General features: G+C 70.4%; 28 protein-coding genes. 6 read left to right on the plus strand and 22 right to left on the minus strand.

The features are described from left to right. Positions 1–5: 5 nt before the first annotated feature. The 3 genes from OG357_RS13680 to OG357_RS13690 form a co-directional block, all read right to left on the minus strand. On the minus strand, positions 6–728 hold the full coding sequence (locus tag OG357_RS13680; RefSeq protein ID WP_329621404.1) for a transglycosylase SLT domain-containing protein: 723 nt from the start codon (positions 726–728) through the stop codon (positions 6–8). A 379-nt stretch (positions 729–1,107) separates the two neighbouring features. Further along, positions 1,108–2,433: a PhoH family protein gene (locus OG357_RS13685; protein ID WP_329621405.1), complete on the minus strand. Its 1,326-nt coding sequence runs from the start codon at positions 2,431–2,433 to the stop codon at positions 1,108–1,110. Positions 2,434–2,738: 305 nt separating this feature from the next. Then, positions 2,739–3,500 carry an isoprenyl transferase gene (locus OG357_RS13690; protein WP_329621406.1) on the minus strand — a complete coding sequence of 254 codons (762 nt, stop codon included), beginning with the start codon at positions 3,498–3,500 and terminating at the stop codon, positions 2,739–2,741. A 127-nt stretch (positions 3,501–3,627) separates the two neighbouring features. On the opposite strand from OG357_RS13690, the gene mgrA reads away from it, so the two are divergent. Next, complete coding sequence (gene mgrA, locus OG357_RS13695; protein ID WP_329621407.1) at positions 3,628–4,665, plus strand: L-glyceraldehyde 3-phosphate reductase; 1,038 nt, start codon at positions 3,628–3,630, stop codon at positions 4,663–4,665. Between the two features lie 244 nt (positions 4,666–4,909). Here the strand turns inward: mgrA and OG357_RS13700 are convergent, their stop codons facing one another. Next, positions 4,910–5,647, minus strand: coding sequence for an A24 family peptidase (locus OG357_RS13700; RefSeq protein ID WP_329621408.1), 738 nt, complete (start codon positions 5,645–5,647; stop codon positions 4,910–4,912). A gap of 39 nt (positions 5,648–5,686) precedes the next feature. Between OG357_RS13700 and OG357_RS13705 the strand changes: the two genes are divergently transcribed. Continuing rightward, on the plus strand, positions 5,687–6,052 hold the full coding sequence (locus tag OG357_RS13705; RefSeq protein WP_329621409.1) for a DUF192 domain-containing protein: 366 nt from the start codon (positions 5,687–5,689) through the stop codon (positions 6,050–6,052). Here OG357_RS13705 and OG357_RS13710 read toward each other — a convergent pair. Further along, a complete protein-coding gene (locus tag OG357_RS13710) occupies positions 6,024–7,145 on the minus strand; it encodes a hypothetical protein (RefSeq protein WP_329621410.1) in 1,122 nt (373 codons plus the stop codon). The two genes, OG357_RS13705 and OG357_RS13710, sit on opposite strands and share 29 nt — an antisense overlap. 30 nt (positions 7,146–7,175) lie before the next feature. Then, complete coding sequence (locus tag OG357_RS13715) at positions 7,176–7,538, minus strand: hypothetical protein (protein ID WP_329621411.1); 363 nt, start codon at positions 7,536–7,538, stop codon at positions 7,176–7,178. 164 nt (positions 7,539–7,702) lie between these two features. Between OG357_RS13715 and OG357_RS13720 the strand changes: the two genes are divergently transcribed. Then, entirely contained in the window at positions 7,703–8,644 is a 942-nt protein-coding gene (locus OG357_RS13720; RefSeq protein ID WP_329621412.1) for an endonuclease domain-containing protein, read from the plus strand. Between the two features lie 65 nt (positions 8,645–8,709). Here OG357_RS13720 and OG357_RS13725 read toward each other — a convergent pair whose 3' ends face one another. Next, the gene (locus tag OG357_RS13725) at positions 8,710–10,161 is read right to left on the minus strand and encodes a hypothetical protein (RefSeq protein WP_329621413.1); all 1,452 of its coding nucleotides are present in this window, start codon (positions 10,159–10,161) and stop codon (positions 8,710–8,712) included. Between the two features lie 255 nt (positions 10,162–10,416). On the opposite strand from OG357_RS13725, the gene OG357_RS13730 reads away from it, so the two are divergent. Further along, positions 10,417–11,709, plus strand: coding sequence for a S1 RNA-binding domain-containing protein (locus OG357_RS13730; RefSeq protein WP_329621414.1), 1,293 nt, complete (start codon positions 10,417–10,419; stop codon positions 11,707–11,709). A 9-nt stretch (positions 11,710–11,718) separates the two neighbouring features. Here OG357_RS13730 and OG357_RS13735 read toward each other — a convergent pair whose 3' ends face one another. The 8 genes from OG357_RS13735 to OG357_RS13770 all read right to left on the minus strand — a co-directional run bounded on the left by OG357_RS13735 (position 11,719) and on the right by OG357_RS13770 (position 16,299). Beyond that, positions 11,719–12,465 carry a DUF2071 domain-containing protein gene (locus OG357_RS13735; RefSeq protein WP_329621415.1) on the minus strand — a complete coding sequence of 249 codons (747 nt, stop codon included), beginning with the start codon at positions 12,463–12,465 and terminating at the stop codon, positions 11,719–11,721. After that, positions 12,462–12,794, minus strand: a complete 333-nt coding sequence (locus OG357_RS13740) for a metalloregulator ArsR/SmtB family transcription factor (protein WP_150263333.1) — start codon at positions 12,792–12,794, stop codon at positions 12,462–12,464. The genes OG357_RS13735 and OG357_RS13740 overlap by 4 nt, the downstream gene beginning before the upstream one ends. A gap of 264 nt (positions 12,795–13,058) precedes the next feature. After that, entirely contained in the window at positions 13,059–13,460 is a 402-nt protein-coding gene (locus OG357_RS13745; RefSeq protein ID WP_329625584.1) for an SUKH-4 family immunity protein, read from the minus strand. 243 nt (positions 13,461–13,703) lie between these two features. Continuing rightward, positions 13,704–14,318 (minus strand): OmpA family protein, encoded by a 615-nt coding sequence (locus tag OG357_RS13750; protein ID WP_329621416.1) that lies wholly within the window; start codon positions 14,316–14,318, stop codon positions 13,704–13,706. Positions 14,319–14,327: 9 nt separating this feature from the next. Next, the gene (locus OG357_RS13755) at positions 14,328–14,900 is read right to left on the minus strand and encodes a hypothetical protein (RefSeq protein WP_329621417.1); all 573 of its coding nucleotides are present in this window, start codon (positions 14,898–14,900) and stop codon (positions 14,328–14,330) included. A gap of 31 nt (positions 14,901–14,931) precedes the next feature. Beyond that, the gene (locus OG357_RS13760; RefSeq protein ID WP_329621418.1) at positions 14,932–15,522 is read right to left on the minus strand and encodes a pilus assembly protein TadG-related protein; all 591 of its coding nucleotides are present in this window, start codon (positions 15,520–15,522) and stop codon (positions 14,932–14,934) included. A gap of 23 nt (positions 15,523–15,545) precedes the next feature. After that, positions 15,546–15,764: a Flp family type IVb pilin gene (locus tag OG357_RS13765; protein ID WP_329621419.1), complete on the minus strand. Its 219-nt coding sequence runs from the start codon at positions 15,762–15,764 to the stop codon at positions 15,546–15,548. Positions 15,765–16,089: 325 nt separating this feature from the next. Further along, entirely contained in the window at positions 16,090–16,299 is a 210-nt protein-coding gene (locus OG357_RS13770; protein ID WP_329621420.1) for a winged helix-turn-helix domain-containing protein, read from the minus strand. Positions 16,300–16,637: 338 nt separating this feature from the next. Here OG357_RS13770 and OG357_RS13775 point away from each other — a divergent pair, with 338 nt between their 5' ends. Both OG357_RS13775 and OG357_RS13780 read left to right on the plus strand, forming a co-directional pair. After that, positions 16,638–16,844 (plus strand): hypothetical protein, encoded by a 207-nt coding sequence (locus OG357_RS13775; protein ID WP_329621421.1) that lies wholly within the window; start codon positions 16,638–16,640, stop codon positions 16,842–16,844. A 2-nt stretch (positions 16,845–16,846) separates the two neighbouring features. Continuing rightward, positions 16,847–17,167 (plus strand): hypothetical protein, encoded by a 321-nt coding sequence (locus OG357_RS13780; protein ID WP_329621422.1) that lies wholly within the window; start codon positions 16,847–16,849, stop codon positions 17,165–17,167. Between the two features lie 30 nt (positions 17,168–17,197). Here the strand turns inward: OG357_RS13780 and OG357_RS13785 are convergent, their stop codons facing one another. The 7 genes from OG357_RS13785 to cpaB are packed head-to-tail and all read right to left on the minus strand — an operon-like array spanning position 17,198 to position 23,194. Further along, entirely contained in the window at positions 17,198–18,088 is an 891-nt protein-coding gene (locus OG357_RS13785; RefSeq protein WP_329621423.1) for a DUF5936 domain-containing protein, read from the minus strand. Between the two features lie 14 nt (positions 18,089–18,102). Then, positions 18,103–19,050, minus strand: a complete 948-nt coding sequence (locus tag OG357_RS13790) for a type II secretion system F family protein (protein WP_329621424.1) — start codon at positions 19,048–19,050, stop codon at positions 18,103–18,105. A gap of 12 nt (positions 19,051–19,062) precedes the next feature. Further along, positions 19,063–20,406 carry a CpaF family protein gene (locus OG357_RS13795; protein WP_329621425.1) on the minus strand — a complete coding sequence of 448 codons (1,344 nt, stop codon included), beginning with the start codon at positions 20,404–20,406 and terminating at the stop codon, positions 19,063–19,065. A gap of 19 nt (positions 20,407–20,425) precedes the next feature. Further along, positions 20,426–20,818 (minus strand): TadE/TadG family type IV pilus assembly protein, encoded by a 393-nt coding sequence (locus OG357_RS13800; protein WP_329621426.1) that lies wholly within the window; start codon positions 20,816–20,818, stop codon positions 20,426–20,428. Further along, a complete protein-coding gene (locus OG357_RS13805) occupies positions 20,815–21,204 on the minus strand; it encodes a TadE/TadG family type IV pilus assembly protein (RefSeq protein ID WP_329621427.1) in 390 nt (129 codons plus the stop codon). Before OG357_RS13805 ends, OG357_RS13800 begins: the two co-directional genes overlap by 4 nt. Before the next feature lie 3 nt (positions 21,205–21,207). Then, complete coding sequence (locus OG357_RS13810) at positions 21,208–22,476, minus strand: AAA family ATPase (protein WP_329621428.1); 1,269 nt, start codon at positions 22,474–22,476, stop codon at positions 21,208–21,210. A 7-nt stretch (positions 22,477–22,483) separates the two neighbouring features. Then, positions 22,484–23,194, minus strand: a complete 711-nt coding sequence (gene cpaB / locus OG357_RS13815) for a Flp pilus assembly protein CpaB (protein WP_329621429.1) — start codon at positions 23,192–23,194, stop codon at positions 22,484–22,486. Between the last annotated feature and the right edge of the window lie 32 nt (positions 23,195–23,226).

The raw sequence follows: 23,226 nt of genomic DNA on the forward strand, positions 1-23,226 counted from the left end.
CGGTACTAGTACCAGCGGTTGGCCTGCCAGAACGACCAGGCGCCACAAGGGCCGCCGTAGCGGCTGTCCATGTAGCTGAGGCCCCACTTGATCTGGGTGGCGGGGTTGGTCTGCCAGTCGGCGCCGGCCGAGGACATCTTGCTGCCCGGCAGGGCCTGCACGAGGCCGTAGGCGCCCGAAGACTGGTTGACCGCGAGGTAGTTCCAGGTGGACTCGTGGTTCACGATGTTGCTGAAGCACTGGAACTGCGAGGCCGGGACCATCTGGCGGGCCATCGCCTTGACCTCGGCGACGGAGTACGACCCCTTCGCGGAGAAGCTGGAGGCGTCGCGGACGGAGGAACGGCTGGCGCGCTCGGCCTCTTCCTTCTCCCGCTCCTTGCGCTCCTCCTCGGCCTTGGCCTCGGCGGCGGCCTTGTCGGCGGCCTCCTTCTTGGCCTCGGCGTCCTGGGCGGCACGGAGCCGGGCGTTCTCCTCCGCGGACTTCCTCACGGCGGCGTCGGCGGCAGCGGCCTGGACGTCGGCCTGCTCCGAGAGCGAGGAGACCTGAATCTGGGCCTGCTCGCCCGCGGGGATGTCCGCGAGCAGCGTGGTATCGGCCGCGGTGGCCTCGAAGTTGTCATCCGAAGCCTGCACGGCGTTGCCCGAGGCAACGCCGACGACGGCGCCGACGGTGGTGACCGCAGTGGCCGAAGCCACCGCGAATCCCCGGACCGAGATCCGGCTCACACGGTTTCCTTCCAGCATCGCCCGCATAGGTGACCACGCGGGCGAAATCGTGCCCCTGGCGCTGGTCTCCGACGTTCTGGGTCACTGAAGACACGGGCCCGTGGTGCTGTGGGCGGCATACGGCTGACGGCTGTTGAGTTGTTCATGGGGTGTGCGCCTCTGGAGGTGCACGTGTGCCGTATGCGGGGCCTGACGGAAGCAAGACTTTGCCGGACGGCGACACCGCAAGGCAATTCTGTGTTGCGTGTGAAAGCTCACACCTCGGCGGACGCAGGTGTTTTTGACGATGCAGCGGACAGGAGAGCGCCGCCCGGCTAAGCTCCTGCGCTTTGCCGGGCGGCGCCAACTGCCGTACGCGTACGAATGCGTACGAAACCGGTCAGATCTGAACGTCCTCCAGCATCTCCGTCACGAGCGCGGCGATCGGGGAGCGCTCGGAGCGGGTGAGGGTGACATGGGCGAAGAGCGGATGCCCCTTCAGTTTCTCGACCACGGCGACGACTCCGTCGTACCGGCCGACCCGGAGGTTGTCGCGCTGGGCGACGTCATGGGTCAGCACGACCCGTGAATTCGCCCCGATCCGGGACAGAACGGTCAACAGGACGTTCCGCTCCAGGGACTGGGCCTCGTCCACGATGACGAACGCGTCGTGGAGGGAGCGGCCCCGGATATGGGTGAGCGGCAGGACCTCCAGCATCCCGCGCCCCAGGACCTCCTCGATGACCTCGCGGCTCGCGACCGAGGACAGCGTGTCGAAGACCGCCTGAGCCCAGGGGCTCATCTTCTCCGCCTCGCTGCCCGGCAGGTAGCCGAGCTCCTGGCCGCCGACCGCGTACAGCGGGCGGAAGACCATCACCTTCTGGTGCTGCCGGCGCTCCAGGACCGCCTCCAGGCCCGCGCAGAGCGCGAGCGCGGACTTGCCGGTGCCGGCCCGGCCGCCCATCGAGATGATGCCGACGTCCGGGTCGAGGAGCAGATCGAGCGCGATCCGCTGCTCGGCGCTGCGGCCGCGGAGCCCGAAGGCCTCCCGGTCGCCGCGGACCAGCTTGACGTTCCCCTCGGAGGTGATCCGGCCGAGCGCCTTGCCGCGCTCGGACTGGAGCACCAGGCCCGTGTGGACGGGAAGCTCGGCGGCCTCGGGCACGTACAGCGTGTCCTGGTCGAAGAGCAGGTCGACCTGCTCCCCGGAGAGCGCGAGCTCGGACATCCCGGTCCAGCCGTTGGCGTCCGTGATGGCCAGCTCGGCGCGGTACTCCTCCGCGAGGAGACCGACCGAGGAGGCCTTGATGCGCAGCGGCAGGTCCTTGGAGACGACCGTGACGTCGTACCCCTCCGCCTGGAGGTTGCGCGCGACCGCGAGGATCCGTGAGTCGTTGTCCCCCAACCTGTAGCCGGCGGGCAGTACGCCGGGGTCGGAATGGTTGAGTTCGACACGCAGGGTGCCGCCGAGCTCCCCGATGGGGAGCGGGGCGTCGAGGCGTCCGTACTTCACCCGGAAGTCGTCCAGCAGGCGCAGGGCCTGCCGGGCGAAGTAGCCGAGCTCGGGATGGTGCCGCTTGGCCTCCAACTCGGTGACCACGACGATCGGGAGCACCACTTCGTGCTCGTCGAACCGGGACATCGCGTTGGGGTCGGCCAGCAGGACGCTGGTGTCGAGAACATAGGTGCGCCGGTCGTTAAGGCGGCGCTTCGTGCTGGTCACCACGGAAGGACAGACCCCCTCTGAAGACCCCTGTGAGGTCGGGGCGCGACGGAACCGGTGTCGCTACGGAATGGGACCGGGTTCAGGCCGCGATGCGCGGGCCGAACCACGGCCCTCCGCTTCTCCCGTACGTGTCCCGCACGGTCGTCCTGGTGCAAGGGGCCTCCCGGGTGGCGGTCTCCGTGCCGCTCACTTCACCAGGGATATGCCCTCGAACCAGCCATGCCATGCCATGGCATATGACGACGTGTTCGTGAACACGAGATGATCGGTTCCGACAGAGTGTGTCCGACGTCCGACCGGCAGGCTCAGGTGCCGTAGCGCCGGTGCCGGGCCGCGTAGTCGCGGAGCGCCCGCAGGAAGTCGACCTTGCGGAAGGCCGGCCAGTGGACCTCGCAGAAGTAGTACTCGGAATGGGCGCTCTGCCACAGCATGAATCCGGAGAGGCGCTGCTCGCCGCTCGTACGGATCACCAGGTCGGGGTCGGGCTGGCCGCGCGTGTACAGGTGCTCCGAGATGTGCTCGACGTCGACGATCTCGGCGAGCTCCTCGAAGCTCGTCCCCCGCTCCGCGTGCTCCAGGAGCAGCGAGCGGACCGCGTCCGCGATCTCCTGGCGGCCGCCGTAGCCCACCGCCACGTTCACCAGTATTCCCGTGTTGGCGTGGGTGGCCTGCTCGGCCTCCTTCAGCACGGACTGGGTACGGGCGGGCAGCAGGTCCATCGTGCCCACGTGGTTGACGCGCCAGCGGCCGTCGGCGGCGAGCGCGCGCACGGCGTTCTCGATGATGCCGAGCAGCGGGACGAGCTGTTCCTCGGGCCGGTTCAGGTTGTCGGTGGACAGCATCCAGAGCGTGACGACCTCGACGTCCGTCTCGGCGCACCAGCCGAGCAGCTCCTGGATCTTGTCCGCGCCCGCCTTGTGCCCCTGCTCGGGGGTCCCGCCGGACGCCTTGGCCCAGCGCCGGTTCCCGTCGAGGATGACCCCGATGTGCTTGGGCACCTGGGCGTGGTCGAGGCGGCCTTCCACCCGGCGTGCGTAGAGCCCGTACACCAGGTCGCGCAGGTTCACTGTTCTTTACCTCTCCATGCAGCGGCGGTCCGCCCGGCAGCGGCGGTCCGCAAGCCGCCACACTACTGCGCACGGGCGACAGGCTCCCAGCCCGGGACTGTCACAGGTCCGTGATAAGCAGAGATACGTGACTGATTCCCCCCTGTACCGCGCCTCCGCGGACCGCTACGACGCCATGGAGTACCGCCGCACGGGCCGCAGCGGCCTCAAGCTCCCGGCGATCTCGCTCGGCCTCTGGCACAACTTCGGCGACGACCGCGCGCTCGACAACCAGCGCGCGATCCTGCGCCGCGCCTTCGACCTCGGCGTGACCCACTTCGACCTGGCGAACAACTACGGGCCGCCGCCCGGCTCCGCCGAGCTGAACTTCGGCAAGCTCTTCGCCCAGGACTTCGCGCCCTACCGCGACGAGCTGATCGTCTCGACCAAGGCCGGCTACGAGATGCACCCCGGCCCGTACGGCGAGTGGGGCTCCCGCAAGTACCTGCTGTCGTCGCTCGACGCCTCCCTGAAGCGGATGGGCCTCGACTACGTCGACATCTTCTACTCGCACCGCTTCGACCCGCACACCCCGCTGGAGGAGACGATGGGGGCCCTGGCCTCCGCCGTGCAGCAGGGCAAGGCGCTGTACGTCGGTGTCTCCTCGTACAACAGCGAGCAGACCGCCCAGGCGGCCGGGATCCTGCGCGAGATGGGCGTCCCGGCCCTGATCCACCAGCCCTCGTACTCGATGATCAACCGCTGGACCGAGGAGGACGGTCTCCTCGACACGCTGGAGGCGGCCGGCATGGGCTGCATCTCCTTCGTGCCGCTGGCGCAGGGGCTGCTCACCAACAAGTACCTGAAGGGCATCCCGGAGGGCTCGCGGGCCACCCAGGGCAAGTCCCTCGACCCGAACCTGCTCTCCGACGAGGTGCTGCGGCGCCTGCGCGGTCTCGCGGACATCGCGGAGCGGCGCGGGCAGTCGCTGGCGCAGCTGGCGCTGTCGTGGGTGCTGCGCGACGAGCGGATGACCTCGGCGCTGATCGGCGCGTCCAGCGTCGCCCAGCTGGAGGAGAACGTGGCCGCGCTCGCGGCCGCGCCGCTGACGGACGAGGAGCTCAAGGAGATCGACTCGTTCGCGGTCGACACCGACGGCACGAACATCTGGGCCGGCCGGGGCTGACCCCCGCCCGCCCAGGGGCGGGAAAGAAAAAACGGGCCGGTCCGTGGGGGGGATACGGACCGGCCCGAGGGGGGGTTTCCACCATAACCCTTCGATAGTCGTGCTGCGCGCCACGTGCGCAGAACTCACCGCCCTGGATTTTCCGGATCCCAGTCGGGACAAGGGTTGTGAGGCCGTGTGGCGGGTTTGCGCCCCGGCGTGGCGGCGGAGTTCCGTCGCGGCGCGGTGTTGACGCACGCACGCTTCAGGGGATCGCGCTGAACGCCCCGAGGAGCAGCCCGAGCAGCGCTCCGACCAGCATGAACGGGCCGAAGGGGATCGCCGAGGAGCGGTCCGCGCGGCGCAGCAGGACGAGCCCGAGGCCGTACACGGCACCGAGGAGGAAGCCCGCGAAGGCCCCGGCGAACAGGACGCCCCAGCCGTACCAGCCGAGGGCGGCGCCCAGCGGAAGCGCCAGCTTCACGTCGCCGAAGCCGAGTCCTGCCGGATTGATCACGAAAAGCACCAGATAGGACCCGCCGAGGGCGAGCGCGCCGAGCAGTGCGTGGAGCCAGGAGCCCGCGTCGTACGGCAGGAGCTCGGCGCCGCCGAGGAGCAGCGGGACGGTCGCGGCGAGCGGCAGGGTGAGCCCGTCGGGGAGCCGGTGGACGCGGGCGTCGACGCAGGCGAGGAGGACGGCGAAGGGCGCGCCGAGCAGCCAGACCGCCAGCTCGGGCCTGGGCCCGCCGGTGGCCGCGGCGAGCGCGGCGCAGGCGAGGGCGGTGAGCAGCGGCGCGGAGAGCGGGCTGGGGGTGGTCGCGCAGTGCTGCCGCCCGGGCCCGCCGAGCCAGCCGCGCGCGGGCCCCGCGAGCGGGTGCCCGGCGGGGCACCGGTCCCGCCACGGCTCCTCGGCCGGCACGGCAAGCCGGTACGCGGCGCGCGGGACGAGCAGCCCGACGGCGGCCCCCCACAGGGCGGCGACGGCGATCAGGGTGACGTACACGGACTGACCCTAGAGGCCGGTGCCGCTACGGTCTGGCGCATGGGGAAATGGGGAGACGGGACGGGGACGCTGACGGTTTCCGAGCTGGAGGTGGCTCTGGAGGTGGCGGCGTCGTACCGGGCGCGGCGGCGGGGGCTGCTCGGCCGGGACGGGATCGCGGGGGCGCTGCTGATCACGCGGACGAACAGCGTGCACACCTTCGGCATGCGGTTCGCGATCGACGTGGCCTATCTGGACCGCTCGCTCCGGGTCCTGTCCGTGGTGACGATGCGGCCGGGGCGCCTGGGCATGGTCAGGCCGCGCGGCCGGCACGTCCTTGAGGCGGAGGCGGGTGCGATGGAGGGGTGGGGGCTGCGGCCGGGAGTCAAGGTCGGGATCACGGCGGGCCCGAGCCGAGCAGGGTGAACGCCCCGTAGGCGGCGGAGGCGAGCGCGAGCCCGGCGAGGACCGGCACGGCGGCACGCGGGCGCAGGCGCGCGAGGGCGACGGCGGGCGGGAGCAACAGCCCGAAGGCGGGCATCATCAGGCGCGGCCGGGAGCCGAAGTAGGCGGCGCCGACGAGGGAGACGAGGACGACGCCGATCGTGTAGACGAGCAGGGGCAGCGGCTGCTTCTGGCGTACGCAGAGGGCGACGAGCCAGCCGAGGAGCGCGAGCGCCGCGCACAGGCCGAGGGCGGCGGGCCAAGGCAGGCCGGCGATGAAACGGGCGAGGGCGACGCCGCCGTCGATGGAGTTGCCCCAGGCGGCCTGAACGTCGAAGTAGGCGGAGGGGGTCCCCTCCCGTACACCCACGTACACGATGTATCCGAGCCATCCCAGCGGGGCGATCAGCACCCCGGCCACCGCCCGGAGGGGCAGCCTCCGCTCCTGTACGAGGGTGACGAGGGCCGTGATCCCGAGGGCGGCGATCAGCGCGGCGGCCGTCGGCCGGGTGAGCCCGGCGGCGGCGCACAGGGCGCCGGCCAGGATCCACCGCCCGCGCAGGACGGCGTACAGCGACCAGGCGGCGAAGGCGGTGAACAGGGTCTCCGTGTACGCCATCGACTGCACGAACGCGGTCGGGTACACGCCCCAGAGGATCGCGAGCAGCACGCCCACGCGCTCCCCGGCCACATGGGCGCCGCACTTGTAGATGCCCCAGGCGGCGGCGAGCGCGGCCGTCCAGGAGACGAACAGTCCGGCGGTCGCCGCGTCGACGGGGAGGACTGCGGCCAGACCCCGCTCCAGGGCGGGGAGGAGGGGGAAGAAGGCGAGGTCGGAGTGGACGTCGCCGTTCGGCAGGGTGACCTCGTACCCGTATCCGTTCTCGGCGACGCGGACGTACCAGACGGAGTCCCAGCGGCCCTTGAGCCGGTGCAGCCCGTCCTTGCCGGTCGCGGCGGCGGCGATCGCGAGGACGGCGAGGCCGATGAGCCGGGTGGCGGCGTAGCCGCCGAGGGCGGTGAGGGTGGGGCTGAGGGGACGGCGGGGACGTATGGGACGACGGGACGAGGGCATCCGCCGATTATCCCGGGCCGGTAGCCGCTCTCACCCGAGGGGCCTTATGCGGACGAACTTCGAGGACAGGACGGGTCCGAGCTGGTGGACGATGGCGTGGCCGGGCTCCTGCGGGGAGGGCAGGTCACCGAGGAACGAGGTGACGATGACCTCGTCGATGCCGATGACGCCGCGACAGCACTGCTCTTCCAGGAAGTCGAGCGTGCGGCGCCAGTCGGCGGCGGTCGGGTCCTCGCCGAGGAAGGAGCGGACGGTGCCCTGGACGACGTCCCAGAAGAAGACGTGCGGCAGGACGTCGCCCTGCGTGAAGACATGGGTCTCGTAAGCGCCCCGGAATTCGGGAATCCGGGTGACGAGATCACTGACCAGCTGGACACTCGGCGTCGACGTCATCGGCAGCCCACTTCGGAACGGTCCCTGCGGTGTCGGGTACTCCGGTCCAGGATGCTCCTCGTTCACCCCCACGTCCCGCCACTTTTGCACTTTCCTGACGACGAGTTTCTCCGGGTTTTCCACAGGGGGTGCGAACTGTCCCTCTTCCGGGGATCGTTGGGCGTATGTACGAGTTGGCCATCCTCGCGAGGGGCGGGGTACTCCTCACGGTCTGGGCGGTCGCGGCGGGCTGGCCCCGGGGCCGGCTGGCACGGCGCCTGCGCCGGGACGGTTGGCAGGGGATCTGCCGGGGCGCGTGGGCGGTCCCGGGGAAGGAAGTGGACTGGCGCGTCCGTGCGACGGCGCTCCAGCTCCTGCGCCCGGAGCTGGTGTGCAGCCACGGGACGGCGGCGCGACTGCACCGCATCGAGCTGCTGAGCGGGGCCGTTGCCCCGGCTTTCCTGGACTTCACGGCACCGGCGACGTCCCGCTCGACGCACGACGCCCTGATACGGATCCGTTCCACGTCCTCCCTCACGGACAAGGACTGCGCGATACGGCGGGGGCTGCGGGTGACGACCCCGGCGAGGACGGTCGGCGACCTCATACGAAGCTGCGGCAGCCGCGAGGAGGCGGTCGTGGCGGCGGACTCGGCGCTGGCGCGGAGGGCGGTCGGGGGCGTACGGCGCGAGCCCCTCGTCCGGTACGAGGACCTGGCCGCCGAACTCGCCGTGCCGAGGCCCGGCGGCCCCCGCGCCCGGGCCTGGCTGTGCCTGACCGAGCCGGCCTCGGGCTCCCCGGCGGAGTCGGTGGCCCGTCTCCGCATACGGGACGCGGCGCTCTTCCCGGAGTCGCAACCGTTGCTCCGCACGGCGGAGGGGCGGGCTCTGCGCCCGGACTTCCTCTTCCGCGAGGCGGGCCTCGCGGTGGAGGTCGAGGGCTACGCCTTCCACGGCACACGCCGTGCCCACGAACGGGACGTCGCCCGCTTCAACGAGCTCCAGTCCTGCCCGGAGGTACGGCGGGTGCTGCGCTTCACGGCCCGGGACGTCTTCTCCCGTCCGGATCACGTGATCGCGACGATCCGGTCGGCCCTGACGGCCATGCGGGCGCCGGCCCCCAAGTGAGGTCCGGGGGGCGGGTGGGGCGGGGGGCGGGGGGCGGGGCCCCTCGTCCTCGGACGGGTCTCGCGTCAGCGTTCGCCGCGCAACGAGATCCGCACGTTCTCGTCGTCGTCGCGCGTGACGAAGAGGCCCGAGCCGCTCACGTCGGTGTGGAACGGGGTCTCGACGCCCATACCGAGGACCTTCGGCGCGCCGTCGGCGGCGGCGAGGTCGAGCTGGGCGACGACCGGTTCACCCCCGGGCGAATCCTCCTGCACCTGGCCGTAGGCGGTGCCGTCGTCGCGAAGCGAAGCAAGGACGATGGTCTTGCGGTCACCGTCGCCCTCCAGGCAGATCCCCTTCTTCCGTTCCAGGTCGAAGACGACAGGGCCCGCTGCCAGGTAGCGGCCCGAGGGCGAGGTGATCACGGAGTAGTCGCGTTCCGCGTCCGAGCTGCCCACTCCCCTGGTCTCCTCGTATCCGCACGCCATCCGGGCCTGGAGCCGGCCCGTACGCACGTCGTGCACCGACCAGACGGGGAGGGCATCCGCCCCGGCCTCGCCGACCGTGTCCCACTGGGCGAGGAGACGACCGGCCCCGACCCCGTACACCTCGCCGTTCCAGTTGCCGAGGAAGCCCGCCTTCGCGGCGACACCGTCGGGCCGGACGTCGTCGCTGAACCACCGGCCGGGGACGCCGAAGCCCCCGCTTCCCGCGGCCACCAGCGGCCCGTCGGCGGAGGCCGCCACCACGCGGTTGCCGGAGCAGCCGCCCACCCCGTCCTCGCACTGACGCAGAAGCTTGTCGGGTTCCTTGTACGGGGTGACCGCGCCGGTCACCACATCCACGGTGTGGGACAACTGCGGGTACATGCCCTCCTCGCCCCAGGCGACCAGCAGCCGCCCGCCGTCCGCCCGCACCCGCACCTCGCCGGGGTCGGCCGACACCGGTACGTCGATCTCCCGCAGCGGCTTCACGGAGGAGCCGGACGCGTCCGCCGCGTACACCGCCAGCCGGACCACCTCGGCGCCCTCGTGGAGCGCGTCCTTGCCCCGCATGCCGTGCGCGTACGCGACGACGTAGCCCCGGCCGTCCTGCTCGACACCTGTCACGTCGGGGATCTCGGCCGCCTCGCCGGACTCGGGATCGCCCTGCGCACCTTCCACGGGCGTCGGCGGCCGCCAAGGAACGGAGGTCCAGCGCAACTCACCGGTGGCGCCCGCCCTGACCCGCAGCGTGTACCCGTCGGACGACACCCGCATCAGCGCGACCGCCTCCTGCCTCGGCACCACCGCGACGGGCACCGTCCACACGGACCCGGGCACCCAGGCCAGGGTCTCGTCCCACCCCTTGGCCGCGTCGTAGGCGGTCGGCACGCTCAGCCGTGCCAGCGGCTCCTTCGGCGTCGAGTCGGTGGCGACGCCGCCCACGCCCTTGCCGTCCGAGCCGCCCGCGCCTGATCCCGGCCCCGTACACCCGGCGACCAAGGCGGCCGCTGCGGCCACCAACGCGGCTCCGGTCATCGCTCTACCTGCCCGCATGTCCCGTTGTCCTTCCTGACGATCAAGCGTGGGCCGAGGGTATGGGCAACATCCACGGGGTCAGGTCGAGGCGCTGGCCAAAACTCAACTGCGCTGCCCTGCCCGCGAAGTGGAGAGGAGGGGTGACGACAAGCCCGCTGCGTACGCCCACCGGTCCACGAATGACCGAAACCGAGCACCGACCCCGACCCTCCGTGTCAGGAGCGGCCGACAGTGCGCGAGACCCGGCGCGGGAGCGTGCCGGATGATGGGGGTGTGCAGCTCCCCTACGTCTACCGCGTCACCAAGTACGACCCCGCCGACCGTGACGAACACGGGTACTACACCGGCAGCGAGGACACCGTCAGCGATCACGGCGAGATCGAGGCGTCTTATCTTGAGGCGGTCGCGGCCTTCGCCGGGGACACCGGCGTCGATCACCTGGCCGTACGTGAACCGCAGGTCCCGTCCTCCGTGCACTTCGGCGTGGAGCCTGCGGTGGACGGCTTCGGGTTGGACGGACTGTTCCCTGCCGGCCCGTCGGGTTTTCACGACGGAGCCGAGGTACCGCTCGCCGTCGGGCTTGAGCTGGTGCGCGCCATGTTGCGCGACAACGGCGCCTGGTGCCGGCTGGAGTCGGAAGGCGCGTTCGCGGTCCATGTGGGGTGGGACCAGTACCTCTACATCGGCAGCATCCGGCCGTGCGGCGAGGCACTGGCCCGAACCCGCGCGCTGGGCCTGTTCCCGGAACGCCTGGACTCCTCTCCGTACGAGATGGAGACCGATGAAGCGGATGTCCAACGGCCCGGCGACGACGAGTTCTGGGCCGGTCTGCGCTGGGCGGTCACCGTGCGCCGCGCCGGGCTCCTCGAAGAGACCTACGTCGAGAACGCCTCACGTTGGCACCGCCTCACGCGCGAGTCCATCGACACGGTTCGCGCCGGGATCGCTCCCCGCGCCCGGCTGGCCGTGTGGCCGGACCTGTCCTCCGATGTCGACGCGGTCATCGGCGCCTTCCCCGCCGAAGGCCTCGTCGAAGGCGTCTGGGAGGAGAAGGACGGACGGATCCAGAGCGCTGTCGCCGACGAGGACGACTACCCGGCGCTGGCCGCCCGGATGTCCCGGGCCGATGCCGCAGCGCTTCTTCCTGCCTATGCCGATGAACGTGTGCCGCTGTCAACCGCTGTCATGCCTGACGACGACGGAGTGGTACGGGCCCGCTGGCAGACCGAGCCGACGCCGAGCGACCGGAACTGGGCCTTCCTCAAGACCCTCCGCCGTGGCGAGACCGTCACCGGCACAGTGACCCATATCGCCGACTTCGGTGTCACCTTCGTGGACATCGGCGGCTTCGAAGCGACGATCAACATCCCGGAGCTGTCGTGGCGCCCCTTCGACCACCCCTCCGACATCGTCTCCGTCGGGCAGGAGATCAACGCCGAGATCCTCGACGTCGACCCGGTCCGTGACCGCGTATCACTGTCCCTCAAAGCCCTGCACAAGGACCCGATGCCGGGTCACCAAACTCCTACCGTTCGGCGTCTTCGTACCACCTGGAAGACCCTGTGACTGAGCGCTTCACTCGGCGAGTTGAGCGCCCCGGTTGGCGGCCATGGCCGGGAGCGGGCGCCAGCTGGCGGGAACGTTGCGCATGACCAGGGCGCAGTCCAGGGTTGCGCTCCCTGGCGGGAAGCGGTCCGGGTCGTCGAAGAAGGAGGACGCGGCGGAGCGAACCCGGCCGGCTTCCACGTGCCAGGCATCGGTGTGCAGTTCCATGCCGTCCAGGTGGCGGCCGGACCTGGCGGCCGAGTAGCCCTTTGCCCCGTCTTGAAAGAAGCGGGAGGCCTCGGCGAGATCGGCGAAGAGCTCGCTGCCCCGCAGCTCGTCGGACGGCTCGACGGTGACGTCCACCCGGGTGTCGCCGTCCCACGTCGCGAAGGCGACACGCACCTGGCCGGGTGTCTCGTGCACCTCGAAACCGGCGCGGCCGTGTTCGCCGGGGAAGACGCGGCCTCCGGCCCAGACGTTGAGCCGCGAGGCGGTATCGCGACGCGGGATGTAGACGCCGGTCTCGACGCCGTCCGGTCCGTCCCATTCGACGGCGATCCGATGCGCCGCGTTCTCGCTCCGCAGCCCGAACATCTTGGGGGCCCAGACCGGCCGGACACTTCCCAGCCGCAGTAGGCAGATGCCCGCGACCGCGTGGCCGTGCACCAGTTGCGGGCGCAGCGGCTGGGGAAGCAGGCGTGCCGCGGCGTCCGGGTCGACCCGGTAGTTCACCAGAAGCCGTCGTTCAACGACGCTGGACAGGCGCGGTTGCCTCATGATCCCTCGCTCTGCGCCCCGGGGCGCCATTTGGTGTGGCGCAGGACGATCTGCTCGGGGCAGACGGCGCTGAGAAACCGACCGATGCAGGTGGCCAGGCGGTCCTCGGCCAATGTGTAGAGGATCCGGTTGCCGTCCCGGCGCTCGGTGACCAGCCCCGCTCCTTTGAGCACGCCGAGATGCCGTGAAATGGACGGCGCGCTGATCGCGAACCTGCTCGCGATCTCGCCTGCCGCGAGCTCGCCACCTCTGAGGTCCTCAAGGATCTGGCGCCTCGTCGGATCAGCGAGTGCACGGAAGGCCCCCGCCTCGTCCTGAGCTTCTGTCATGTTAGATATTTAGCACATAAGCTAAAGATCTAACAACGAGCCCGGCAGTCTTCGCCGGCCTTGTCGCGGCGGTCCCTTGCGTCGTCTCAAAGTCGCACCGTTCGCCAACTCACCAACTGAAGCGCTCAGTCACAGACCCTCGGCTCGGCATCCACTGACGGCTCCGACGCCGTGATCACAGCCCCCACGTGAAGATCACCTCAGTCCTGGGCCTGGCATCCCTGCACGGTCCAGACCTACGGGCCCTGGATCTGCCGGCCGAGGTCAGTAGAGCCAGCGGTCCAGGAAAACCTGGCCAGAGAAACCCTCGTAGCCGTTGAAGGCCGCCGGGTCGATCTCCTTCAGCTCCTCGGCCAGCCGGTTCAGCTCGTCGAAAGCCCCCTCTTCCTCCACTTCAGAGAGGTACTCCTCGGGGCCGTCCGGCTCGCTGAGAAGCTCTGAGGCGGCGACGCAGCTGCCGTAGTGCTGAAGGACGTTGAGCCACACGCCGACACCCGAGTTGGCGAACCACGCCTCCCCATCCGGCATGACGAAGTAGACCGCCCCGGTCTTCGGCTCGACGCCGAACGATGAGCGCTCGGCCTGATCACCGGGGTCCGCCTGCTCGGTGAGACGGTAGAGCGGGCCCCGGGACGTGAGCAGGGCTGGCTCAACCTCGCTCTGCATCACGACTCGTTCGATGAGGCGCGGAGTTACCGGAATGCCCACCTCGACGAGCTGTGCCTTCAGAAGCCCGGGATCCGCCAGCCGGCCACAACGTCCCGTCCGGCTCGCGTGACATGCCCCAGACCAGCCCACTCGGTCAGCTGGTCGTACGTCGCCATCGAACGATCCTCTTCCGTCGGCTGTGGTCCTGACCCTGTCGAGCCGGTCTCAGGTCAAGGCACGGCCGCACGTGCGGGACAGCCCTTAGCGGACCGTCGTCCGGGGGAAGGAGACCTCGACGCGCCGGTTCTTCTTGCGGCCGTCCTCGGAGGAGTTGTCCGCGATCGGATAGTCCTCGCTGTAGCCCCGGACATCGAAGGTCGTCCCGGGGTCGAGACTCCGGGCAAGCACCTGCTGCACGGCGACGGCACGCTGCTTCGAGAGCTTCAGCCCGTGCTCGTACGTCCCGAGGTTGTCGGTGAACCCGAAGACCCGGACGCGGCCGGACCCAAGCTTGTTGACCTCGGCGGCGATGGCGGCGATGCGGGAGGTCGCGGCGGGACTCAGCTTGGCGCTGTTCTTCGGGAACAGCACCTCGGCCTGAAGGGCGAACGTCACGTCCACGTTGGTGTCCTGCCGCCGCTGCGCCCCGCCCTCCTCCTCGACGATCTGCTTGATGTCCAGCACCTTGGCGGGCGCGAGGGTGGCACCGTCGGGAAGCATGAGGCCGGGCGCGTTGGCATTGATGGCGGGCGGCGCGGCGGCGATGCCGGCGGAGCCGGGGGGATCGTCGGCGTGCGCGGTGGGCACGGTGAGCGGCCAGATGCCCACGGAGACGAGGGCCAGGGCGGCCAGGCGGCGGTTCGTCGTCGTCGTCATGGCGTCGCCTCAGGAGAGTTTGAGGGTGGCGGGTTCGAAGGTGGGGAGCTGGAAGGAGACCTCTGTGGTGGAGGCGGGGGGTGCGGGGAATTGCATGAAGACGGGGATCGACCGACCGGCGCCAATGTTGGAAAGCCCGGCAGTGGTCAGCGGGCGCCCGTCCGTGTCCCTCAGTACGTAGTACCGCTTCTTACCCACCGAGTCGACCAATGTGGCTCCGCCTAGGGAGTTTCCATGCTTCACCACCTCTGTCTCATCACCACTGAGACGAGAGGAAACGATGGTTCCCGCGTCGGACGTGTTCGTCAGCTGTCCCTTAATCGTGAGGAAGCCACCCGCGTCGCGTTCGGCAGAAGCGATGCTGAGCTCCAGCCCCTTCTGTCCCTTGAGGACTGCAAGCGTCTCCGAGGTCTGCTCAGCGGGCTCTGAGCCCTGGGTAGGAGCACTCTCCTGAGGCGCAGCCGATGTTGTAGCTTGCCTCTCCGTCTTCGGCTTCTCTTCTGCCCCACAGCCGACCGCAAGAAGGACCAGCGATGCGACTGCGAGGGAGGCCCACCCTCCGCGTGCGTACTGAATGTTCATGAAGCGCACTTCCTTTGCTCGTCGTCACAGGTCATTCGGACAGTCGGACCGTGAAGAGGTCGACGGCGTCGGGGAGGTTCGGGTTCTCGGGGTCGATCTCCCAGGAGTCTCCGTCGCATGCGAGCCCCATGATTGGACCCTGCTCTTCCTCTTCGCCCTGTCCAGGTGCAGACGGCGTTGATGTGGGCGGCTCCGGAGTGGGCACCTGATCCTCAACCATGCAGCGCGGTTCGATCACTGCTTCAGCAGACGCCGTTGCCTGCTGCGACTCCGATCCCGTCGTACGTACTGTCACGCGGAACCCCCAGGTGGCGAGACGCTCGCAGTCCGAGAGGTTCGCCTGATTCCGGGCCGCGAACTCACCCGCTTGTTGGCACGCAGAAGGATCGACGTATGCCACGCCTTGAAGGAAACCAGCCCACTGTTCAGGGTCGAGGACTACTTCGAGCCAGTCGTCCCGCAGCTGCTCCCGAGCATCCTGAGCGGCTGCTAGCGCCGCCGCGTCGGCCGCCGTCTGTGCGCTGTTCCGGGCGAAGGCCCCCTGCCCCACCGCAAAGTAGGCGAAGGCCAGAAACAGCAGACCGGCTATGACAGCGATGTAGACGGGGAACGCCTGCCCCACTTCGCCGCGCCGACGAACCGCGCCTACGAGCCGCCGGTCAACTCGCTGATCTTTGTGGCGATCGCATCCTTGATCGACTGGCCGATGTCCGTGCCGGTGATCGCCACCACGATCGCCACCACCACCACAATGATCCCGAGGTACTCCACCGCCGTCTGCCCGCGGTCCCTCGTGGACCTTGCCGTCCAGCTCCATGCCCGCACCTTGGCCTTGGTCGCGGCCTTCAGCATCGCGTCGTACATCGTGGTCCCCTCCGCGTTCAGACGCCGGTGGTCGTGTCGGCGCACAGGGCCCGTGGGCCCCTCTGTGGGTGCCGGTCATCGGGTCGGCCTGGTGCCCCGCCAAAAGGCTAGGGCCTCGGCGCGCGTGGCGGTGTGGAGTTCAGCGAAGGGAATGGAGCAAGTCGCGACGACTCGCCGGTCGTTCAGGCCCGTGGCAATCAAGTCCCGTCACCCCCACCTCTCTCACACTCGGTCCGCACTCTGTCACATGCGGTTGTGCGTGCGAAGCAGGTTCGTCAACCTGCGGTGAGATTGAGACAGTTGCCGCCGACGTCGTGACCGTAGGTCAGGCGCCGTCCTCGGGGAGCCGTTCTGCGACGAAGCTGCCCCGCTGCGGGAGGGTGATCACCCATCCCTCCGAGCGCAGGAGGGCGACGGCCTGTCGTGCCGTGTCCCTCGCCACGCCATGGTCCGCCACCAGCTTCGACTCGGACGGGATCGGGTCCCTCGGCCGGAGCTCGCCGGACTTGATCCGCTCGCGGATGACTCGGGCCACCTGCTTATAAATGGGCGTCGGGTCAAAACGGTCGATATCCATGTTCGGGACGTTAGCTACGTGCTACACGCTGGGCATATGGGCAACGTCCTAGACGAGGTAGACAAGCCATACAAGTCCAGCTAGCGTTCAAAACGGAAGACCCCGGCGAGTGCGCGAACACTCCCGGGGCGTGGCCAACCTGTGGAAAGCAGGTCAACATGACAGACCTTATCCGCGCCCTCGTTCTGTGGGCGAGGCTGGTGTTCGGGTCCCGGAGAAGCGGCCGGCACCGTGCCCGTACCGCTCTGCGGACAGCCGACCGGTCGCCGTGCCCGACCCCCGCCACAAGCGGGGCCGTGCGGCTCCCCCGCCCGCGTTCCCCCTACGGGCTCGACGAGCCGCTGAACGGGGACGAGACCGCTCTCGTCCGCCCCTACCTGCTCGCGTACTACCAGCGGCAGGAACGGGCCCGGCAGCGGCAGCGGCGGCTCGCCCTCGTCCTCGCGGCGGACTTCGGCATCGATCTGGACACCCGGGATCTGCACGGGCTGGGGGCGGCGTGATCGTGACCTCGATCAGCCCGGACCCCGAGCCCTGCGGCGCCCGGTGGCCCGGTGGGGACCGTCTCGGCCGTCACCGATCGCCGTGCACACTGCCCGCCGGGCACGAGGGCGCGCACCGGGCGGCCCGGCAGCCGGTACGGATGTGCGTGCGCTGCTGCGCGATCACTACGGACCCGGTCGTCGTCTCCGAGGTGCACCAGAGCTCCGGGCCCGGATTCAACGTCTACGCCTGCCCGGAGTGCGCGCCGCACTTCCCGCCCGTGCCGGACGTGCTCGACCTGTTCCACGACCGGGACCGGCGCCGGGGCGGTGGCGGCCTCTGAGCGCGCGCGCCACGAGGGTGCCGCGCCGGCTCACTCGCCGCCCGTGACCGAGCCGAAGTCGGTGCCCGTGCCCAGGAAGAGGCCCGCGCCGAGGAGGATCATCGTCGCCGGGACCATCAGGGTCGTGATGACCATGGTCGCCTTCGGGACGGCCTTCGCCGCCTTGCGGCGGGCGTTCTGGGCGTCCGTCCGTCGCATGTCGTTGGCGATCTGTATGAGGGTGTCCACGATGGGGGCGCCCAGCTCCTCACCCTGCTGAAGCGCCGTGACGAACTGCGCCACCTGCTCCGAGTCGTTGCGGCGGCGCAGTTCGTCGAAGGCCTGGCGGCGGCTGACGCCCATGTCCATCTGGCGCAGGGTGATGCGGAGTTCGTCGGACCAGGGGCCCGCGTACTGCTCCGCGACCCGTTCCAGGGCCTGACGGAAGCCGAGGCCGGCCGAGACGACTACGGCGAGGACGTCCAGGAAGTCGGGGAGGGTGCGTTCGATCTGGTCCTTGCGGATCCGGACGGCCGACCAGATGCCGACCTCCGTCCAGAACACACCGAACGCGAAGAGGAGGAGCGCTACGAGGAACGATCCCCTGGCGAGCATGAGCAGGCCGCCCAGGACGCCCAGGAAGCCGTAGACCGCCCGCCTCGCCCCGTACCGGTCGATGGTGAGTCCGCCGGGGTTGCCCGCGAGGTCGATACGGCGGCGTACGGCGTTGACGCGCTTGGGACCCATGAGGCGGAGGACTGCGGGTGACCAGCGCATGCCGAGCCGGTCGACGGCGGAGTCCACCGCGCCGGTACGGGTCGCGCCGACCTCCAGGGCGAGCTTGAGGTCGTCGGGGAGACGGGCGTCGGCGCGGTAGAGGCGCAGGCCGTAGGCGATGCCGGCGACGGCGAGGCCGGCGAGCAGGGCGAGAAGGAGGTCCATGGCGCGCGCCCGTCCTATACGTCGATCTTGGAGAAGCGGCGGATGGCGGCGAAGCCGACCACGTACAGGGCGCAGGCGGCGACCACCGCGAACTGTCCGAGGGTCGAGCCGGTCATGCGGTCGAGGGCGCCGGGCTGCATGTTGTCGATGAGCAGGAGGGAGCCGATGCCGATGACGGGGACGGAGTACGCGGTCATGCTCACCTGCGACAGCTGGGTGCGGACCTCGCGCCGGGTCTCCTTTCGCTCCTCCAGGGTCTCGGTGAGGTTCCGGAGGGAGGAGACGACGGTGCCGCCCGCCCGGTTGGCGAGGACGAGGGTGGTGACGAGGACGACCAGCTCGCGGGAGGGGAGGCGTTCCGCGAGCTCGCCGAGTGCGTCATCCAGGGACGTGCCTACGGCCAACTGCTGAGCTACCTTCTCCAGTTCATCTCCGGCTGGGGACTCCAGCTCGTCGGCTGCGAGGCTCAGCGCCATACGGAGGGCCAGGCCCGCCTGGGTGGCGTTGGCCAGGATGCGGGAGAGTTCGGGGAGTTGGTTGATGAACTTCTCGATGCGCTTCTGCCGCTGCCAGTTGAGGAAGCCCAACGCCACCCAGACGCCGAGGAGTCCGCAGATCGGGCCGAAGAACGGGGAGAGCGCCGACTGTCCGACGACCCAGAGGACGGCGACCGTCACCGCGAGGCCGACCGTGAACTCGCCCGGTGTGACGTCGAGTCCGGTGGCCGCGATCCGCAGCTCCAGCTTCCGACCCAGGGACGTCCGGCGTACGCGTCGGTCGATGCCCCGGAAGCGGCGCCTGCGGCGGCCGGCCGTCTCGGGCTCGTTCGTCTCGTCGAGCCGGGCGACGAGCGCCGCGTGGCGGCGGGCCCCGCTCGCGTACACCTGGACGCCCGTCACGCCGAGGACGCAGCAGATCAGCGCCACACCGAGCGTCAGCCACACGGGATCGATCGCGGTCATGGACCTCTGCTCCTAGTTCGCTTCTCGGGTGGCGAGCCCGGCGTCGGTCGCGGCCACGCCGAAGGCCTGCGGGATGGGCTGACCGGCCATGTAGAGCCGCTCGGCGACCCGCCGGGGCAGCGGGTGGTACGTGAACTGCCCGTACACCCGGCCGTCGGCCGCGACCGGCTGCGCCTGGAAGCGGCAGATCGTGGCGAGGAGGAACCGCTCGCGCCCGTGGGAGGCGAGGACGGCGATCTCGGTGATCCGGCGGGTGCCGTCCGGGTGCCGGGTCAGCTGGACGAGGACGTCCACCGCGCTGTTGATCTGATCGCGGAGCGCCTCGAAGGGCACCTTCACCTCGGACATCGAGGCGAGCGTCTGGAGCCGCATCAGGGCGTCCTCGGCCGAGTTGGCATGGACGGTGGCGAGCGAACCGTCGTGGCCGGTGGACATCGCCTGGAGCATGTCGAGGGTCTCGCCGCCACGGACCTCACCCACGATGATGCGGTCGGGACGCATGCGCAGGGAGTTGCGTACGAGATCACGGATGGAGATCTGGCCGCGGCCCTCGATGTTCGGCGGGCGGGCTTCGAGGCGGATGACGTGGGCCTGCTGGAGCTGGAGCTCCGCCGAGTCCTCGATGGTGATGATCCGCTCGCCCTCCGGGACGAGACCGGAGAGGGCGTTGAGGAGGGTCGTCTTGCCGGTGCCGGTGGCGCCGGAGACGATCAGGTTGAACTTGGCCTGTACGAGCCCGGAGAGCAGGAGCAGCATCTGCTCGTCGAGCGAGCCGAGGCCGATCATCTCGTGGAGCGTGTACGCGCGGGGGAAGCGGCGGATGGTGAGCGTCGCCCCGGTGAGGGACAGCGGCGGGATGATGACGTTCACGCGCTCGCCGGAGGGCAGGCGGGCGTCGACCATCGGGTTCGACTCGTCGACGCGGCGGTTCACGGTCGAGACGATGCGCTCGATGGTCTGCATCAGCTGGTCGTGGGAGGCGAAGCGGAGCGGCAGCAGCTCGACGCGGCCGGCGCGCTCGATGAAGATCTGGTCGGGGCCGTTGACCATGATCTCGGTGATCGAGGCGTCTTCGAGGAGCGGTTCGAGTACGCCGAGACCGAGGGCCTCGTCGACGACACGGCGGATGAGCTGGGCCCGCTCTGCCGTGGAGAGGACCGGTCCCTCGCGGCTGATGATGTGGCCGAGGACGCGCTCCAGGCGGGCGCGCCGCTCGGCGGCCGCGAGCGCGGACATCTCGGTGAGGTCGATCTCCTCCAGGAGCTTGGCCCGGAAGGCGGCGACGAGGTGACCGTCCTCCCGGCCGGCTCCGGCACCCTTGTCCTCGGGGGCGTTGATCCGGGCACGCAGACTCATGACTTGTCGTCCCTCCTTCTCATTCGTCGTCCTCGGTGGGCGGGGTGCGGGGCATGGTGGCGGTCTTCACGACGGGGTCGAAGTCCCAGAAGGGGAGGACGGGGGGGATCTCGACGCGGACGGTGATCACGGCCGCCTCGCCTCCCTCCCCGCCGCACCCCTCGATCTGGGGATCGACCCAGCCGCTCACGGCCGCGCGACCCGCCGTCCGGCAGTCCGGCGCGTTCTCTTCGTCGGTGGTCGCCGCCCGGGCGGCGGCGCGGGCCGCCGTGCCCGCCTGCTGGGCCGCGTACGCGGCGATGCCGAGCTGGAGGCCCGCGAGCCCGACGATGAGCAGGAGGGGGAGGAAGCCGAGGTACTCGATGGCGGCCTGCCCTCGGTCACGAGCCCTCTTGCGGAGGTGATCCCTCATTGCCTCAGGCCCTCCTCCGAGATCGCTCCCGCCGTGGCCGACACGGGGAAGAGGCCGACCGCGCCCGGGGCGATGGCGGGGACCTGGATCGTCACGGTCAGGGTCGCCATGCCGCCGCTCGGGGAGCAGCTCCCGACCTGCGCGCCACTCCTCCATGCCCCGTCCAGGTGCCGCAGCGCCGCCTCGCTGTAGGCTCCGCCGACCGCGCACGCCCGCGCCCCCTCATCCGCCGCGTTCGCCGCCAGCGTGTACGTGTAGCCGACCAGGACGACCTGCCAGAGCAGCGCCAGCGTGAGCAGGATCAGCGGCACCATGCCGAGGAACTCGATCGCCACCTGCCCGCTGTCTCCGCGCCCTCTGACGTCGTCGTCCCGGTAGGCCCGCATGGCTCAGCGGCCTCCGGTGCGGCGGCGCAGGCCCAGCGAGCCGCGGTCGCCCGCCCGGGCGAGCTCCTTGCCGGGCCTGCCCTGCTGACCGGGGGCGGGGGCCGCCTGGACCAGGCCCAGTTCCCCCGCGAGGGACCACAGGGCCTGCTTGACCGTCGAGCGGGCGTCGAGGTCGTGCAGGCGGCCCGCGTCGACGACGGCCTGGAGTTCCTTGAAGTTGGCGGGGACGGAGACGCCCGCCGTCCGGGTGCCGGTGATCTTCTGGACGAGGGGCGGCTGGATCTCCGTGGACCGGTGGTGGCGGTTGACCAGGGTGACGGTCTCCTCGGCCTTCCGTACCTGGAGGCGTTCCCACATCCGTACGGTCCGCTTGGCGGCCCGTACCGCAATCACGTCCGGGGTGGTGACGAGGAGCGCGGTGTCGGACATCTCGATCGCGGCGGCGTTGGCGCCGGTGAGCTGGGAGCCGCAGTCGACGACCACCACCTCGTGCCGGGCGCGCAGGGCGCTGACGATCTGGCGGGCGGCGCGGTCGGTGACCTCCTCGCCGCGCTCCCCCTCCGCCGGGGCGAGGAGCAGCGCGAGGCCGGTCTCGTGGACGAACACGGCGTCCTGGAGGACCCGGGGCGAGATGTCGGCGATCGCGGCGAGGTCGGCGGCCGACCGCCGGAACTGGACGTCGAGGTAGGAGGCGATGTCGCCGCCCTGGAGGTCGAGGTCGAGGAGGGCGACGGTCCGGCCGGAGGCGCGGGCGGCGAGGGCGAGGTGGACGGCGGTGACGGTGGTGCCGACGCCGCCTTTGGCGCCGCTGACGGTGACGACGGTGCCGCCGGGTCCGGTGGCGAGTTCGGCGCCGGCGCCGAGGTGGCGGCGTACCCCGGCGGACCACTGGGCGGCGGCCTGCACGCGGCTGGCGAGCTCCTCGTAGCCGAGGGGGAGGGTGACGAGCCCGCGCGCGCCGGAGTCCATGGCGGCGGAGAAGAGGACGGGGCTGGCGTCGGCGGTGATGAGGACGACGCCGACGGCCGGGAAGCGGAGGGCGACCTCGCGGACGACGTCGAGCGCGGGGACGGGTCCGATGCGCTCGTGGACGAGGACGACCTCGGGGAGTTCGTCGAGGGACTCGGCGGCGAGCCGGGCGAGGGTGTCGACGAGCTGGGTGGAGTCGGTGACGGGCGCGGCGGGTTCGGCGTCGGGGAGCTGGCTGAGCAGGGTGACGACGGAGCGGGCGGCGTCGGGGTCCCCGACGGCCGGCAGGATCCTGGTGGTCATACCGGCCTCACTTGTCTTTTTCGAGCGTGTAGGTGCGGTCGCCCTGGTCGGCGGGGGCGCCGCCGGTGGCCGGGGCGACGAGGGCGAGGCGTACGTGCTCGGCGAAGGACTCGGCGTACGCCACGCGCTGGGTGTCGAGGGTGGAGAGCGCGAAGCTGATGGGGACGGCCGCGGTGGCGCCGCGGCTCGTGCGGTCGTTGCTGTCGCTGATGGGGGTGAGCTTGCCGACGGAGAGGACGCGGGCGCCGGCGACGATCATCCGCGACTGGGACGGGTCGTCCTTCTTCTCGCCGGCGAAGGTGGCGTAGATGTTGACGGTGGCGCCGGCGTTGATCTTCCCCGCGACGCCGGTGGCGGCGTCGATCATGATCGCGATCTCCTGCTCACCGGGCTTGAGCTCGGGTTTCTGGACGATCATGTCGCTCTGGAGGAGGGAGCCCTTCCTGAGCTCGGTGACGGCGATCCTGCCCTCGATCTGGCGGAGATCGGTGACGGCGGTGTCGGAGAGCCAGCGCTCGGGCATGGAGATCTTCTCGAACTGGCTCGCGTTCAGGGCGCTGTAGGGAGCCACGTTCTTGGCGAGCCGGTACGCGGTGACTTCCGGGCCGACCTTCGCGTTCACGTCGCTGATGACCGTGAGGACGCCGGCGAAGGCGCCGAGGGCGCACAGGACGGAGAGCAGCAGCAGGATCACGCCGCGGCGCTGGCGGGAGTTCATGGCCGGACTTCCTCGATCGGAGACGTGGGTCG

The organism is Streptomyces sp. NBC_01255 (genome assembly GCF_036226445.1).
Taxonomy (GTDB): domain Bacteria; phylum Actinomycetota; class Actinomycetes; order Streptomycetales; family Streptomycetaceae; genus Streptomyces.

Coding starts and splice junctions, on each gene's coding strand:
- OG357_RS13785 (WP_329621423.1), bottom strand. CDS start 18,088: ATGGACCTCCTTCTCGCCCTGCTCGCCGGCCTCGCCGTCGCCGGCATC.
- OG357_RS13710 (WP_329621410.1), bottom strand. CDS start 7,145: ATGCCCTCGTCCCGTCGTCCCATACGTCCCCGCCGTCCCCTCAGCCCC.
- OG357_RS13720 (WP_329621412.1), top strand. CDS start 7,703: ATGTACGAGTTGGCCATCCTCGCGAGGGGCGGGGTACTCCTCACGGTC.
- OG357_RS13800 (WP_329621426.1), bottom strand. CDS start 20,818: ATGAGGGATCACCTCCGCAAGAGGGCTCGTGACCGAGGGCAGGCCGCC.
- OG357_RS13725 (WP_329621413.1), bottom strand. CDS start 10,161: ATGCGGGCAGGTAGAGCGATGACCGGAGCCGCGTTGGTGGCCGCAGCG.
- OG357_RS13705 (WP_329621409.1), top strand. CDS start 5,687: ATGGGGAAATGGGGAGACGGGACGGGGACGCTGACGGTTTCCGAGCTG.
- OG357_RS13715 (WP_329621411.1), bottom strand. CDS start 7,538: ATGACGTCGACGCCGAGTGTCCAGCTGGTCAGTGATCTCGTCACCCGG.
- OG357_RS13755 (WP_329621417.1), bottom strand. CDS start 14,900: ATGAACATTCAGTACGCACGCGGAGGGTGGGCCTCCCTCGCAGTCGCA.
- OG357_RS13765 (WP_329621419.1), bottom strand. CDS start 15,764: ATGTACGACGCGATGCTGAAGGCCGCGACCAAGGCCAAGGTGCGGGCA.
- OG357_RS13740 (WP_150263333.1), bottom strand. CDS start 12,794: ATGACAGAAGCTCAGGACGAGGCGGGGGCCTTCCGTGCACTCGCTGAT.
- OG357_RS13745 (WP_329625584.1), bottom strand. CDS start 13,460: ATGCAGAGCGAGGTTGAGCCAGCCCTGCTCACGTCCCGGGGCCCGCTC.
- OG357_RS13790 (WP_329621424.1), bottom strand. CDS start 19,050: ATGACCGCGATCGATCCCGTGTGGCTGACGCTCGGTGTGGCGCTGATC.
- OG357_RS13735 (WP_329621415.1), bottom strand. CDS start 12,465: ATGAGGCAACCGCGCCTGTCCAGCGTCGTTGAACGACGGCTTCTGGTG.
- OG357_RS13810 (WP_329621428.1), bottom strand. CDS start 22,476: ATGACCACCAGGATCCTGCCGGCCGTCGGGGACCCCGACGCCGCCCGC.
- cpaB (WP_329621429.1), bottom strand. CDS start 23,194: ATGAACTCCCGCCAGCGCCGCGGCGTGATCCTGCTGCTGCTCTCCGTC.
- OG357_RS13805 (WP_329621427.1), bottom strand. CDS start 21,204: ATGCGGGCCTACCGGGACGACGACGTCAGAGGGCGCGGAGACAGCGGG.
- OG357_RS13750 (WP_329621416.1), bottom strand. CDS start 14,318: ATGACGACGACGACGAACCGCCGCCTGGCCGCCCTGGCCCTCGTCTCC.
- OG357_RS13795 (WP_329621425.1), bottom strand. CDS start 20,406: ATGAGTCTGCGTGCCCGGATCAACGCCCCCGAGGACAAGGGTGCCGGA.